The sequence below is a fragment of the Pseudomonas borbori genome, assembly GCF_900115555.1.
GTDB classification, from domain to species: Bacteria; Pseudomonadota; Gammaproteobacteria; order Pseudomonadales; family Pseudomonadaceae; genus Aquipseudomonas; species Aquipseudomonas borbori.
In genome coordinates this window covers 22886-37727 of sequence record NZ_FOWX01000038.1, presented here as the reverse complement: position 1 = coordinate 37727, position 14842 = coordinate 22886, and the positions used below count along the sequence as shown (strand labels likewise).

Annotated in this window: 14 protein-coding genes; 2 read left to right on the top strand and 12 right to left on the bottom strand. The window is 57.8% G+C overall.

Going from position 1 to position 14842, the window contains the following annotated elements; genetic code table 11:
• The 6 genes from BM315_RS21020 to BM315_RS20995 form a co-directional block, all read right to left on the bottom strand.
• Positions 1-1055 (bottom strand): peptidoglycan-binding domain-containing protein (locus tag BM315_RS21020; RefSeq protein ID WP_212632982.1); only part of this gene is annotated, 1055 nt, incomplete at its 3' end.
• A gap of 10 nt (positions 1056-1065) precedes the next feature.
• Entirely contained in the window at positions 1066-2505 is a 1440-nt protein-coding gene (locus BM315_RS21015; RefSeq protein ID WP_090505218.1) for an ATP-binding protein, read from the bottom strand.
• Positions 2506-2508: 3 nt separating this feature from the next.
• On the bottom strand, positions 2509-5001 hold the full coding sequence (locus BM315_RS21010; RefSeq protein ID WP_090505215.1) for an Hsp70 family protein: 2493 nt from the start codon (positions 4999-5001) through the stop codon (positions 2509-2511).
• The gene (locus BM315_RS21005) at positions 4998-5372 is read right to left on the bottom strand and encodes a hypothetical protein (RefSeq protein ID WP_090505212.1); all 375 of its coding nucleotides are present in this window, start codon (positions 5370-5372) and stop codon (positions 4998-5000) included. Before BM315_RS21005 ends, BM315_RS21010 begins: the two co-directional genes overlap by 4 nt.
• Before the next feature lie 422 nt (positions 5373-5794).
• On the bottom strand, positions 5795-6430 hold the full coding sequence (locus BM315_RS21000) for an Nmad2 family putative nucleotide modification protein (RefSeq protein WP_090505209.1): 636 nt from the start codon (positions 6428-6430) through the stop codon (positions 5795-5797).
• A complete protein-coding gene (locus BM315_RS20995; RefSeq protein ID WP_090505206.1) occupies positions 6409-7260 on the bottom strand; it encodes an Nmad3 family putative nucleotide modification protein in 852 nt (283 codons plus the stop codon). Before BM315_RS20995 ends, BM315_RS21000 begins: the two co-directional genes overlap by 22 nt.
• Before the next feature lie 166 nt (positions 7261-7426).
• On the opposite strand from BM315_RS20995, the gene BM315_RS20990 reads away from it, so the two are divergent.
• Positions 7427-8047 carry a tyrosine-type recombinase/integrase gene (locus tag BM315_RS20990; RefSeq protein WP_090505203.1) on the top strand — a complete coding sequence of 207 codons (621 nt, stop codon included), beginning with the start codon at positions 7427-7429 and terminating at the stop codon, positions 8045-8047.
• 239 nt (positions 8048-8286) lie between these two features.
• Entirely contained in the window at positions 8287-9087 is an 801-nt protein-coding gene (locus tag BM315_RS24470; protein WP_141123990.1) for a hypothetical protein, read from the top strand.
• 192 nt (positions 9088-9279) lie between these two features.
• On the opposite strand, the gene BM315_RS20985 is transcribed toward BM315_RS24470, so the two are convergent.
• The 6 genes from BM315_RS20985 to asnB all read right to left on the bottom strand — a co-directional run bounded on the left by BM315_RS20985 (position 9280) and on the right by asnB (position 14820).
• Complete coding sequence (locus BM315_RS20985) at positions 9280-9975, bottom strand: RES family NAD+ phosphorylase (RefSeq protein WP_090505198.1); 696 nt, start codon at positions 9973-9975, stop codon at positions 9280-9282.
• Positions 9975-10382: an antitoxin Xre-like helix-turn-helix domain-containing protein gene (locus tag BM315_RS20980; protein ID WP_090505195.1), complete on the bottom strand. Its 408-nt coding sequence runs from the start codon at positions 10380-10382 to the stop codon at positions 9975-9977. The genes BM315_RS20985 and BM315_RS20980 overlap by 1 nt, the downstream gene beginning before the upstream one ends.
• Before the next feature lie 85 nt (positions 10383-10467).
• Entirely contained in the window at positions 10468-10734 is a 267-nt protein-coding gene (locus BM315_RS20975) for an EexN family lipoprotein (RefSeq protein ID WP_090505192.1), read from the bottom strand.
• Positions 10734-11660, bottom strand: a complete 927-nt coding sequence (locus tag BM315_RS20970; RefSeq protein WP_090505189.1) for a LysR family transcriptional regulator — start codon at positions 11658-11660, stop codon at positions 10734-10736. The genes BM315_RS20975 and BM315_RS20970 overlap by 1 nt, the downstream gene beginning before the upstream one ends.
• 22 nt (positions 11661-11682) lie before the next feature.
• Positions 11683-12882, bottom strand: a complete 1200-nt coding sequence (locus BM315_RS20965; RefSeq protein ID WP_090505187.1) for an MFS transporter — start codon at positions 12880-12882, stop codon at positions 11683-11685.
• A gap of 84 nt (positions 12883-12966) precedes the next feature.
• Entirely contained in the window at positions 12967-14820 is a 1854-nt protein-coding gene (gene asnB, locus BM315_RS20960) for an asparagine synthase (glutamine-hydrolyzing) (protein WP_090505185.1), read from the bottom strand.
• Between the last annotated feature and the right edge of the window lie 22 nt (positions 14821-14842).

Genomic DNA, 14842 nt, shown 5'->3' with positions numbered 1-14842 from the left:
TACCCGTTATTGCAATACCAAGTCGATCCGCTGACCCACGCATTGGCTGGCGCACGTGACTGTTGGACGCTTGGAGTCGAGGGAGGCTGAGAAGTCGGGTTCGAGTTTTGTCGCCCATCCATCTGAGCAATAACTTCAAGTTGCCGAAGTAACGCCGCACTGACCGAGCCATCAGCAATTAGTCCGTTATCGCGCTGAAAAGCAAGGATTGCTGATTGGGTTTTGTTTCCGAACAAACCATCTGCAGTTCCAGCGTCATAGTCGAGCTCATTCAGTCGGCGTTGAACGGCTTGGATCGTCGCATCTGGCGAGGGGCGAACTGGTGGCGGTGTTTGCGCCAGTGTCTGTGATCTCGTTGCCGCTGACGGGCTACGAACGAATCTGCTGCGACCCTCGGCCTGCAACTGACTGCGGTATGGTTCAACATCTCTTCGGACACTTTCGAGCGCGCCTTGTCGGTAACGGAACTCACCGCAACGGCTGTTGTAGTCGTTGACATACCCATTAAAGCGATCCACGTCTGAGTCGACGTAGTTATTGACTACGGATTCCGCAGCGTCCAGCCGGATCTTCTCAGCCAAGCAGTAGCGGATCTGGGCAGTCGAAAGCACATTGTTACGACCGACTGACGGCTTCTCCTCGGCTGGACGGCTCGGTGCCTGAGACTGTGCGGCAGACGGCTGCAAGGCCGGAGTCGGCGCAACGGTCGTCGAGGAAGGCGCAGGAGAATATGTCGGTCTCGATGAGCTATTGTCATCCGACTGGCTGAAAAGCCAGATAAAGCCAATGACGGCGGCAATTCCGAGCACCCACTTTCCAGCATTAGCTTCGCCCGGAGGCTGTGCAGGCGCTTGATAAGTCTTCTGGCTTGGCCTTGGCTGTTCTTGGCGCTCCGGACGAGCAGCCTGCGAAGACTGTTGTGTCGATGAGCTCGAGGCTTCTTTCTGCTGCTGCTTCGGCATGCTAGCTACCGTAGCGTCAACATCCGATACCATCGAAGATAGACCTGCAAAGCCTTTTCCATCACCGTGTTTTTTATCTTCTTCAGATGCCACGTCCTTGCCCTCAAATAAAGCCTATCCGACGCTGTGCACCGCCTTCACGCTCTCTGGCGGGTGTTGCATGCATCGCTGCCAGAAGGCTGGCCTGATCCAGGCGCTCCTTGCCGGAGCGCGCAGCGAGCCTTGCTCCTTCCCGGACGACGAAAGCGACGTCGGACAACGGCCTTCCCCCGAGTTCACGCGCCAGCGGTTTGGAGTCCACGTCCTGCTCCTTTGGCAAAGAGGACAGTAGCTTGTCCAGCAGCGACTGGACCTCGATCTCGCTCGCAAAGTCCACTTTGATGGCATGATCGAAGCGTCCCCGGCGCTGTATGGCAGGGTCGATCATATCGATCCGGTTCGTCATGGCGATGATCAGAACCTCGTTCTTTGCCGCCTCTGGAATGCGGCGAAGAAACTCGGCCACTTCCTCGACGCGGTGATGGCCTGATCCCATTTCACGATCAGCAAGAAACGCCTCCATCTCGTCAATCACGAGGACTGATGGCGCGTTCTCCATCGCCTTCTCGAACACCTGCGCGACCTTCTTGCTGGTTTCGTGGATGTAGGGGCTGGCCACGCTGGATGCGTCGATTTGGAAGCTCGGCCATCCGAGGAAGTCAACCAGCCGCTCGACCGCGAAGGTCTTGCCCGTGCCAGGAGGGCCGTGCAGGATCACTGCCGATGGGAACTCGATGCCTAGCGCCTTGTAGCGATCACGATTCAAGACGATGTCAACGATATGCTCGTTGAAGAAGGCAGCTAGTTCTGATCTCCCAGCCAATTCAAAGACTGTAGCCGGAGGCTTCTTATCAACCTGAGACTCCTTTTGGTCTGTACGCGCAACTGGTACGGTGTCTGATCGTGAAGGCAAAACTCGAGCTCTATTAGCCGGAATTACCTCTGCCACCTCAAATCCTGCTGCCTGGACCACGTCCTTGAGGTGGCACGCGCCCAGCCAACTCATTGTCTGGCGAAGTCTGCGGAACGATTTCGCTGAGACGCTGGCTCCACCCGTCAGCCAGAATCCGAGCACAACATCATCGTCGGTTCTGGATCTGATGCTGTAGGTTGGAAGAAGGCGGCTAATCTTCTCGACGTACAAGGCGTCTTGCAGTGGCGACTCTGTATCGATCTCACGCGTTGCCTTGAGCGCCAGCGCGAACGACAGAGCCTCGGCTTTCGTGTCAGGAGACCTGCCTTCGTTGACCGGGCAAAGAAGCTGACTTGAGCCGCAAGAAATCGCCCAAAGACGCTGATCCCCGAAATCGAATGAGATAAAAAGACCTGGATCTATCAATCCCGCGTCGATCCAGCGCAGGGCGAGCTCGTCGTGGGCAACCAGCGCTCTGCCATTCCCTTGGGTCTCGAGAATCTGCCAGTTTGTGCCCTCGAATACTGCAACACGCGCCTTTGCGCCGTCCGGGAATTTGTACCCAATAGGGAGCCAAGCATCGAGGGCCATAGGTCAACTCCGCACGATATTTGCGCCAGCCATCATTTCATCGTCACCAGCTGACCTGATACGCACTGAGTCAAGATGCGCGACGACCGCGCGCAGCTTATCGATGTCATTTGCCTTAAGGGCTTCGGCACCGGTGGCGACCAATTGCGCATGTTCTCTTGCGTCCGGGAACAGGTACGCGTCCTGGGCTAGCCATTTGAAACGATCGATGACGAACCAGTCTTGGCGCCAGAGAATCACGAAGTTCTTTCCTCGCAAGTCGTCCAAGTGGGATTCAAAGTCACCACTGTTGTTGTCGATGGCTCGCTGGGCGGTCTTGACGAGGTTATCGAAGGCATTGGCCTCCGTGGGGCGAGCGTGCTCACGCATTGTCTTGTCGAAAAACTCGACAACCTTATCAAGCTCAAGCTGGCGAATATCCTTCAAGTGCTCCTTGCGCACGAGAGCCAATAGTCGCTTTGCCTCCTGCACGTTATCCATTGCCTGCTTCGCCGTTTCAGGGTCGGATTCTTCGCTCTTGATCGACTGTGCTTGCTCCAATTTTTCTCGTGCCTGATCCAGGCGGGGGTCGTCAATCTTTGACGCCATCTCCTCAAGACGCTGAAGAGCGTGTTCCGACTGCTCCTCAACGAGCTCCGAAGCCTTTGTGTAATCGATTTGTCCGTCCTGGCGGGAGTAGAAGTTGCGGCCACTGTGGAATGATCCACCGATAGAAGGTACAGAGACATCCATCATAATGTTTCCGGAGTCCAGCACTTCGTACTCGCAAATCATTTCGGCGCCAGCCGCGATCTCGCCATCATCAAAGTCAGATCCCTTGATCTTGAACATCCCGATAAAACGGTTGTCATTGATCGGATCAGAAATTTCACCTTCCCAGAGCTTGAAATTGATTGATCCAGTACTGCCTGCCTTGAGCGACTCTTCGGTCTTGAATGTCTTCTTGGCCTTCTTGGGCAACTGATCACCTTCGCGAACCAAGTAATCGAGGACAAGTCGCCCGCCAAGTTTGTCGCGTGCTTCAACGCCAATCGAGTGCGACGCTGGAATCGCATCAATGCTGACAGCTGTTCGCGAGATAACGATCTTGTCATCCTGTAGCGCGACAGGCCCACCCTTTGAGTCAAACACAAAGACCTTGAATGTGTTCTCCCCCGGCTTTGTAAGGACAAGCTCAACTGCGACACCATCCTTGAGTACCATCCGGCCTGAAGACCAGCCGGTGTCCAGGCTGTCGATCTGGAACTCAACGCCAGCCGCAGCACTTCCACCAAGCTTCGCCACGATTTTTGCTTTCGAGTCCGGCGTACGCGCGATGTAGTTGAAGGAGAGATCCAAAGCACCGCCTGTGCTGAGCGCTCCCCTAGCGCTCTTCCGACCACGGCTTTGCGAGCCCCAGTCAATCGATTCCGCAAACAAGGCCGCACCCTCTGCGACGGCCGTCATGGGATTCACGTCAGTGGATGGCGCGATACCCAGCTCAAACGCAACTCGATCACGCAGGGGCTTGTATTGTGTTGGCCCGCCGACAAAAACGACTCGTTCAACATCGTGAGGACTAAGGCTGGCCTTCTCGAGTGTTTCACGGGCAGATTGGATGGACTCATCCACCTTGCCGGCAATCAATTCGTTGAGAAGCTCTCTGGTGAATGGGATATCGACATATATTTCTGAGCCGGACTCATCACTAACACCAAGGTCAGACTCTGTGAGGCTGATGACAGAATCTTCTTTTGCCGATAGCTCGATCTTCGCCTTCTCTGAAGCCCAAAGACACATTCTCAGCAATGACTTGTACTTTTGATTCGCGCTGAAATCTTCGGGTAGATCAAAGTTCGATTTAAGCCATGCTTTGACTACGTTATCGAGAATGGAGCGATCGAAATCTGTGCCACCGCACATAGCGACACCACCGTGAGCCAGCAGGCTCACCCGGCCGCTGATGCTTTCAGCAATAGCAATATCCAGCGTCCCACCTCCGAGGTCGAAGACCAGAAAAACGCCGTCACCTTTCCGCTGCTTCATGACACACATAACTGCCGCAACAGGCTCTTGCATCAACGCAACGCTACCCAGGCCAGCCATTTCCGCTGCTGCCAACGTTGCGTCCTTCTGCATCTGATTGAAGGCCGCAGGTACCGTAATCACGGTCCCGGTTTCTCCGCCGTTCCGGATTTCCTCTGGCAGATACCCGAAGCACAGCTTGAGAATCTCAGCTGAACACTCCTCCGGGGTCATGGTGATGTTGACGGCAGCAAGTTTTACCGGTGTGCTGGTCCCCATCATTCGCTTGAACTTTGTGGCGGCGTTATCCGGATTTTTTGCGGCGCTATCGTATGCGCGCTTACCCAAATACTTGTTGCCTCGTCTGTCAATGAAGATGGCAGATGGTGTTACATCGTTTTGCTCGGGGCTCTTGTAAAGGCGCACCAACTCACCGTCGTAGGAGCAAACTGCACTGTTCGTTGTGCCTAGATCGATTCCGACGTATTTCATGCGTGCACCTTCCTAAGCATCACCGTGCCCTGTTTCCTTAAGCCCTCAGGGCCCATGATGATGGGCTCCACCATTTGATCGACCAACAACTGATCATCAGGACCAAAATCCCCGATATTTAGCGCGGAGGCAGCCATTCCTGGGTCGAACGGCTGACCCTCAACATTCACAAGCTTCAACCCGCTTGCATTAAGGCTCTCTTCAACCTTCTTTTGGAAGTAGCGGAGCTGGTTGACGTATCGACCGGCTTCGCCCGCATCCAATTTGTTAACGACGCGCGCGAACAGGCGTGAAAATCGCCAACTTTCCACAGCTATGCCCATGAGGGACTGTTCAAGTTGGTCAATCGTATTTATCTGTTCGCCAGACATCCAATTATTCCTTTTGCTAAAATCCGACCTCAAAAATGCGCATTTATACGCGCTATTTGGTGGCTAACATTCTGAGCAGCGATAAAGCTAGCCCGCTCTAAGACGAGCGTTTGTGGCAGGGAAGGATAGTACAGGAGGGATATATACCATTGCGACAAGTCCTTTCCGTATGATGTCCTGATGTGGCTCAGGCTACCGATGGCGCGGACAACGCCAACAAAGCTAGCGTCTCCGATCAGTGCCTGTAAATACCGACCGGTGACTGAGCGCTTCGGGTCGTTAGCTGCCGATCACGAGCGGCCGGTCGCGACAGGCAGAAACCGGCCAGAACTAGACGGTTAGAAACACCAATATCGTGGTCTGTCCCCAGTTGTTCCTTTAGCTCCCTTTAGCTGACCCCTTTAGCTAGATGCTCCCGACTGTCAGCATCGCCGTCGTGTTGGGGAGGCTGGCTGCGGTGAGATCGGCAGCGCGCGGGGCGTGCAACTGCGGCTCGACTTGCGGTCACTGGCAGCCTCAATGATGACTTGCGGCTGGGCATTCAGCCAGATTTCGAGGCGCTGCCACACGGAATCGGTGAGATCAGCAACCCTCTCCCCGCGCCGGCCTCCGATCATGCGCAGACCAAAGTCCTCTGGTAGAAGGGGGCCGAAGGCGCCGAAGCGCCAAGCATGATCGAACACGAGGACGTTCAGCCCGCCAGTGTCGCGATCTTGGGCTTCAGGCTCGTGAACGTGATTGGGTTGCCAGGCGAAGCCGCCGTTGCCGGCAGGCTTATAGAAGTTGTCCGGTACGTCGGTACGGTCAGGTTTCTTCGAGGCGAAACGGCGGTCGTTCCAGTATTCGGTGAAGGTCAGTACCTCAGAGACGATGCCGGCCCAGACGACGCTGTGGCCTGAGATGGGATTCACTGCCGAACCTGCAAATGCGAGCACGAGTTCGCCGACATTCGCCTTCTTGCGGATGCGCGGCTTACAGACAGCCAGCGTAACGGCCGGCGGATCGTAGTTTGGCGCGGAGCCCGCGTCCGTGGCGATCACATACGTGTGGACTCGCATAGACATGCCTCCTTCGCAAAGAGCTGATCGAGCCACGCGAGTGCATCGGCACGATTTGTGATGTCTGCGACAAATTCCTGACCACGTGCGGCGGCCCCCAGAGTCCCGGACGACGACCAGCGCTGCGATGGGTGATAGGTCAGGCCGACTCCGCCGCGTGTTGGGTTCAACCAGTCAGGTACCGACCAAATGGAGGGACTCGGCGCATGACTCTCGGTCAGTCGAAAGCCCGTCTTGAACAGGCCGAAGCCCGGGCGCTGGGCTATGCGACCGTCGAGCATCAGACGGTCGGCAGCAATGTAAAGCGTGTTGTTTTCCTTCCAGCCGGCCCGGGTGTGTGGGTGTTCTTCGAGCCAGCGGTAGCGCTCAGCAGCGTGTGTTCCATCGACACCCAGAGTGAAGATCTCCCCGATCTGCAGCCACCCAAATACGCGATGCTCGCGTTGCCCCTCGTATGACCAGCGGCCTTGGATTTGCGTCACTGGCCGGAACAGACCCCAGAAGAGGAACAAATCGCCGACGCCGACACCTTGCCCGGCGAGGTGACTCTGAGCTGCGGCAAGCTGACCGAGCGCGCCGCGCCATCCGGGCGCGCGAGGGCGCACGCTGGGATCAAGATCTGGATCGAGGTGGCATGGAGTTGCTCTCGTGTGGCGGCCTCGGGTGAGTTGTTCGATGAGTGTCGGGATCGGTTCGGTCAGGTCGCCGAAGGTGATGGGCGTCGGCATGCGTGTGGGGATAGGGAGCGAGATTGGCCGCCCATCCACGAGCGGGCTAGGGACTCCGCCGGCGGAGGAGTCGAAACCTTTGCGGGAGAGTATGAGTTTCATAAGCCGTCGCCAGTGGTGGAAGCGAAAAGGGACAAGCGAAAAGGGGACGGATCTATTTATAGGACAGATTGACCGCTTTTGGCCGGATAGCGACCGTCCGTTGGCTTCTGAACAACGCACTCCGATGCTGATCCACCCTAGACCTCCCTAACGTGGAGGTCATGTCATGAATACTTCGATCACTGCTAGCCGGCAGCCCTGGAACAAGGGGAAGCAGGTCGGACAGAGAGCTCCGCTCAGGCTCAGAGATATTTGGGCCATACGTGTCAGGCTACAGCTTGCTGAGAAAGCCCGAGACCTGGCTCTCTTCAATTTGGCAATCGACAGCAAGCTACGAGCTTGCGACTTGGTCAAACTGCGTGTGCGGGATGTAGCTCACGGCGACCACGTGTCATCGAGAGCCATCGTGATGCAGCAGAAGACGCTGCGACCAGTGCAGTTCGAGATCACTGAACAGACTCGCACAGCCTTAGAGGCGTGGATGCAGCGTGCCCAGCTCAGAAGCGAGAACTTCTTGTTTCCAAGTCGGCTGAGTAGTTCAGATCACCTGTCCACGCGGCAATACGCGCGCATCGTCAAAGTCTGGGCAACCTCAATTAGTCTGGATCCCTCGGCGTATGGCACTCACACGCTGCGACGCACCAAGGCATCGCTGATATATCGCCGAACGAAAAACCTGAGGGCAGTTCAGCTGTTACTAGGTCATACCAAGCTTGAAAGCACCGTTAGATACCTGGGGATTGAGGTAAATGATGCGTTGGAAATCGCTGAGCAGACGGAGGTCTAGGTAGGAGCCAGCGACGGTCTGTGTAAATACGTTCGGAGTACCAATTGCAGATCAATCAATGATCAAATCTGGCGCTTGCTCGTAAAATCCAAGCGAGATAGCCGCGAATTACTCTGCAGAATTTGCGTAGCTACGCGCACCTCGAGCTTGAGCGGGAGGTTTACACAACCTGGGCCAGGAGCGGACGATCGTATATGCTACGGAACTATGGTGATTCATTACTTACAGGATGTGCTGAAATGTCAGAAACTTGGTATCACTACACTACAGCTGAAGGCTTTTATAATATCGCAAAGTCAAAAGTTCTTTGGGCCTCCAATGCAGCTCATCTGAATGATCCAAAAGACTGTCATATGGATTTCCCAAGTATCAGATCAATCATTGAAAGTGAGATAAGTGACGGAACTATATTGCGAGAATTTGGATCAGTTCTTCAGTATATGGTGTCCACCCCATACATAGTGTCCTTCACTCCATCGCCGGATGCTCTTGTCCACTGGCGTGCGTATTCGGGAGACGGAACAGGCATATCTATGGGGGTCTGCCCCAAACGATTGGTAGCGCTCGACTCATTCGAAGGTGAGGTAATTCCGCCTACGATAAACTTTGCTAACAAAAGCATTCTTCTCAAAGTTATCTACGAGACTGGCTGGTTGGAGGAAAAGGTTCGCTATGCATGCAAGCAACTGGAAAATAGGTTAGGAACCTCAACCAACCGTAATGCTGATTATATTTTAGCGGCACTTTTTATCAAAAGCCTATCGTATACTTATAAGAGCACCCACTATAAGGACGAAGCAGAAAATAGACTTGTGCACTTAGGCGAAAGTGTCAATAAGATTTATTCTGTTAACTATAGATTGAGTCGAGGAATGCTAACAAGTTATGTTGAGATCCCCTTTGGTGATAATCTTGAAGCACTTAAGCGTGTTTACATTGGGCCCCGCTGTGAAATAGAAGAAAGGATGCTAAGGGCTTACTTGGAGAGCGAGGGATTTTTCAATGTCGACATTGTCAAGAGTCCAATTTTATACCGTTAGGGAAACATTAATGAAACAGGGGGGCAGGTCTTGCCTTTTGCTTATGAAAAAAGGAACGCTCATTTATTTTCATGGCCTTGAGCCAGAATGATGAACCGAATGACCGCTCCTGGCCGCATTCTGCCCGTTGTGACCGGCAGTTTGCGATCCAATGTCGCCCCTGCCAGGCGTACTCTGCTCTGGCACCAGAAGCTATTCGGCGATCAGCGTGGTAATCCGGTTGACGCTGATAATCTGCCCACTCCAGATCATCTCGAAATGAGCGGTCTGAATGATCGAGGTGACGGGGCGCGGTGTTATCAGCGCCCAGCAGATATTGCCTGGAGAACGGACCGAGTTGTATCGCAGGCCCGGGCATGCCTCTCGCTTCGCTTCGCCTCCCAATAGATGTGAGTGCGTGTAGTCGTCGGGGGCATAGATAGGATCAGACAGCGGCACCTCGGTGGCGTCCTTCATCCCGGCGTCGCTGAAGCTAGCGGTCAGTCCTCTGAAGACAAAACGCTCGTAATTGAGGTCCGGCACGTTCGACCAATAGCACTCTTGGTGATGGCGCACCTCGGAAATTGCAGTGTCCATTTTGTCGGCAAGGTAGAGCACGCCAAAGCTGCCATTGCTAAAGCGTGAGCCGGTCGGGTTCACGTGCGTAAAGGGCGCTGTCGCATACGAGCATCCAGGAATTCCGAACGGTATCTGGTCGCGGGGGATCAGTTCCAGCCGACCAAGCTCGTTCTGCAGTCGTGGGTTGGTTATTGCCTGAATCTGATAGAGAGCTTCGAAGTCCTCTGCGTCGGCGACGTCATCGAACAGGGCAATGGGCGGAAACTTGGAGTTGACCAAGCGGTAGGCCTGTAGGCTTTCACCTTCCAAAAGGGGAAGGTCGCTAAACATTACCACTGGGCACCCCGCAGCGCATCGATCCGCCGGAACGTCTCGTACAGCGAGATCATGTCGCCCTGCGCCATGATGTCTAGCGGCGCGCGCCCGTTGAAGAACTCGTTGTGGTTCTTCATCGAGGGGAAGCCGTAGACGTTTTCGGGGTTGTCGAACACCAGGCGCAGCGCCGCATGGATATTCAGGACGAGGCTGATGCGCTGCATCTGATCGGAGTCCAGGCTCACCTCCCAGGCCGATTCCTTTTGGCTGGCGCGGGTGTAGGTGCTGCGTGAAATACGCAAGATGTGGCAGGCCTGCTCACAACTGGCCTTCCACTTGTCCAGGATGTTCAGCGCCGCACGCAGGCCGGCGGCGCACTGGCTTTTCGAAAAGTCCTGAGCTTGGATGGCTGCAGCTGTCATGGGTAGCCCCTCATTTAATCTACAGAACAAAATATAGCATATGTGAGCCTGCAGATTAAAAGCGATCACTTCATTTATGCCTCAGCTAGCGTCCATCTCCAGTGTCAGAGTGGAAGAATTTGACGGGGTACGGAGTGTAGGGCGTGCCTTTGCCCATAAAGCGTATGCGTTGGGCATCGCCAACCGCGTTGCATTGGGCGTCCCCCAGTTTTGTTCGATCCTTCCGACACTGAAGTCTCAGTTCTTCGAGTCTCTTGGGATTTTCGGCAAGAAACTCGGCCGACTCGAAGGGCATCGGTTTTTCGCAGGCGCTGAGCAACAGCACAAACAGCAGCAGTGGAATCCTGTTCATCAGGCGATATCCTCTCGTTGGGTTTGGTTGGGTAACAATGCTTGGTCTTCGGCTGGGCTTATTCTGTCGATGAACCTGCGTAGCTGTTCAGAAGGCTCCGCCTCGCGCTGTATCAGGTAGGTGGTCAGCATCGCGGGGCTGCCTGCAAACTGGCGGGCTACTACGTCGGGGTTGTTGAGTTCAGTGATCCGAGCAAGGCTGGAGAAGCCAAGGCCGTAGCCGGCTGCTACGAGCGCCATCAACAGATCCAGTGTCGGTACGCGGTCGGCGATAGTCAGCCTTGCCTCCACGGTGCTTAGTACCCGCTGTAGTTGCTGCCAGAAGCCCTCGCAGACCTGCGGATCACAAAGCACCAAGGGGTAGCGGACGACCTCTTCGAGTGGGATGCATCGATAGGTCAGAAGAGGGTGGCGGGCAGGTACCGCCACCACCAGCGGATCGAACCAGACCGGCTCGGCCAGCAACCCTGCACCGACCTCGTCAGACTGGGCAAAGCCAATATCGAACAGGTCGTCGTTGAGCCCTCTGACCTGTTCGGTAAAGGTGACCTCCGACAGGCAGATCTCGACCTCCGGCTCCTCCTCGCGGCACTGGGCGAGCAGGGCGGCCAACCGCGCCTGCGGGATGCCGTCGGACAGTGCGACGCGGATGCGCCCGCGGTAGCCGGCCGCCGCGCTCTTGACGCTGGCCTTGGCCTGGTCGACCACGGCAAACACCCGGCGTGCTTCTTCCAGCAGCACCTTGCCAGCCCAGGTCAGGTGGGTGCGACGCGTGGTGCGCTCGAACAGTTGTACACCCAGGCGGTACTCCAGTTCCTTGATGATCCTGGAGAGGGGCGATTGCTCGATATGCAGACGCGCGGCCGCACGCGCAAAGTGCAGTTCCTCTGCGACGGCGATGAAACAGCGAAGATGGCGCAGCTCCACAGCCCGGCCTCCTGTCTATGGATCAGTTGTAGGGTTGGGCTGGCACGTCGGGCGTCCAACTCGGCTGGCGACGCAGGTTGACGACCTGTAGCAGGGCGCCCAGGGCGGCCACACCACCGGCGCTAGCGGCCAACGTCCAGGTGGGCATCTGCAACAGCAGCACGAAGCCGCCTGCCGCCGCACCGATGGCGCTACCCAGGTAGAGGGCTGACTCATTGAGTGCGATAGCCAGGTTGCCATCGCCCTGGGCCTGGCGCGCGAGGATCAGCTCGTTGTTCTGCGGCACTTGCAGGGCCCAGCCAACAGCGCCCCAGAGAACAATGGGCAGCATGACCAGCCAGGTGCTGAGCGCGGCCGAGAGCGGCAGCACGAACAGCGACACGGCAAGGATCAGCATGATGACGAAGGTCAGGGTCGGGCCCTTGAAGCGATCCACCAGCGGGCCGATCAGAAAGCTACCCAGTACGCCGCCGATGCCCCAGACCCACAGGTAGGGCGTGACCGAGTGCACCGCGCCGTAGGCCGGGGCGGCCAGCAGCGGGGCGATAAAGGTGTACATGCCCAGGCTGGCGATGGCCGCCAGCAGGGAGACCAGCAGGATGACCAGCACATGGCCGTCACCGAGGATCGCCAGCTTCTGACCCAGCGAGCTGGCGGTGGCCGCTGGCAGCGCCGGGAGCTTCAGGAGCAAGCCGAAGAAGGCCAGCAGGCCGAGCAGGGTGACCAGCCACAGAGCGGCCTGCCAGCCCAGTTGCTCGGCGATCAGCAGGCTGAGCGGCACGCCCAGCACCACGCCGCTGGCCATGCCGCCCATGATGATGGCGATGGCCTTGCCGCGACGCTCAGGTGTGGACACGGCGGCCGAGGCGCCGATGCCCATGGCCAGGTAGACGCCGGCACCGATGCCGGCGATGGCGCGCCAGACCATTAGCGCGGGGAAGCTCTCGGCCAGCGCGCTTGCAGCGTTGGCGATGACGAACAGGCCCAGGGCCAGCAACAGGCCGGCGCGCTGACGATGCGCCGGAGTCAGGGCGACGAAGATCGGGGAACCCAGGCCGTAAGCCAGGGTGAAGGCGGTAACCAGCTGTGCGGCCACCGCGACGGACACGGCGAAAGAGGCCTCGATCATCGGGATCAGCCCGGCAGTGACATAGGAGGCCATGCCTAGGGCAAAGGCCCCCAGCGCTATGAGGTAAATGGGGGATTGGTTGGGTGTGTGCATGCTCGGACTCGCTTGCGTTGCAGGAACGTGTGGGTGGTACAGCGGAGGGATGCGGCCCCGCTCCGGGGCCACATCCGGTTGGGGCTAGAGTTCGAGGCTGACGTCGTACTCGCTCAGCCAGGTGTTGAGGCCGACCGCCAACTCCATGCCCATGCGTTCGTACATGGGCGAGACGCTGCCGAGCGGTTTGGCCAGGGTCTGCTGTATACGGCCGCTGTCGAGCAGTGGCGTTACCGGCGCATTGCGATCCGTCTGGATGGCGGCCAGCGCGTCACGCAGCGCCTGCTCGTAGGCCGGGTCCTGGGTTGAGGGGTAGGGGCTCTTGACCCGCTCGCTGATCGACTCCGGCAACAGGTCGCGGGTCGCCGCGCGCAGGATGCTCTTCTCCCGCCCATCGAAGGCCTTCATCGCCCAGGGGATGTTGAAGGCGTACTCGACCAGGCGGTGGTCGCAGAAGGGCACCCGCACCTCGAGGCCGACGGCCATGCTCATGCGGTCCTTGCGATCCAGCAGGGTCTGCACGAAGCGCGTCAGGTTGACGTAGCTCATCTGCCGCATGCGCTGATCTACCTTGCTCTCGCCAGGCAGTACCGGCGCCTCGGCGATGGCCTGGCTATAGCTGTCGCGCAGGAAGCTCTGCATATCGAGTTGGGCCAGCAAGCCCGGGTCGAACAGGGTCTTGCCGTCGAAGTACTTGCCGGTCACCGAGGTCAGCCAGGGGAAGGTATCGGCCTGGATCGCCTCCGGATCGTGGAACCAGCGGTAGCCGCCGAACACCTCGTCCGCGCTCTCGCCGGACAGGGCTACCGTCGAATGCTTGCGCACCTCCTGGAACAGGCGGTAGAGCGACGGCCACATGTCACCCCAGAAGGCCGGTGGCAGATCGAGGGCGCGGACGATCTGCGCGCGCAACGCCGGGTCGGCCAGCTCACGGCTGTCGAGGACGATCTCCTGGTGGCTGGAGTGGATCTTCTCAACCAGGTCGCGCACGAAGGGTGCATCCGGCGTGCCACGCACGGCATCGCCGGTGAAGCCGCTGCCGTGGTCGAGAAAGTCGACGGAGAAGGAGCGGATGTTCTCCTTGCCAGCGGCCAGCAGCTTCTTCGAGGCCAACGCGGTAATGATCGAGGAGTCCAGGCCGCCCGACAGCAGGCTGCACAGCGGTACGTCGGCGACGATCTGGCGGTCGACGATGTCTTCCAGCAGGTCGCGTGTATGGCGGATAGTCTCGTCCAACGAGTGGTCGTGCTCGCGCGCCTCCAGTTTCCAGTAGTGGCGGCGGCCCAGGCCCTGGCGGCTGATCCGCACGATTTCGCCCGGCATCACCTCGCGCATACCGGCGAACACCGCATGCCCCGGCGTCTTGACCATCTCCAGGATCTCGCGCAACCCGTCAGCTCGCACCTTGCGCGGTACCAATGGGTTGGCCAGCAGCGCCTTGGGCTCGGAGCCAAAGATCACACCATCCGCGGTGGGGAAGTAGTAGAGCGGCTTGACGCCCATGCGGTCGCGGATCAGCAGCAGTTCTTGCGAGCGCAGGTCCCAGACGGCGAAGGCATACATGCCGTTGAGCCGTTCGACGAAGGCCTCGCCCCATTCTACATAGGCGCGCAGCACCACCTCGGTGTCGCTGCGGGTCTCGAATTGGTGCCCGCGCCGCTGTAACTCGGTGCGCAGTTCGCGGAAGTTGTAGACCTCGCCGCTGTAGGTGATGGCGGCGACTTCACGCAGGTTGCCATGGCGCGCTGTCATAGGTTGGCGGCCGCCTTCCAGATCAATGATCGACAGCCGGCGATGGCCGAGGCCGACCGGTCCGTCGATCCATACGCCGCCGGCATCCGGCCCGCGCAGGGCCATGGTGTCGGTCATGCGCTGCAGGGTGTCGCGTTGCGCTTCCATGTTCTGGCTGTAGGACAGCCATCCAGCGATTCCACACATAAAGTTCTCCTTGTGATTTTGG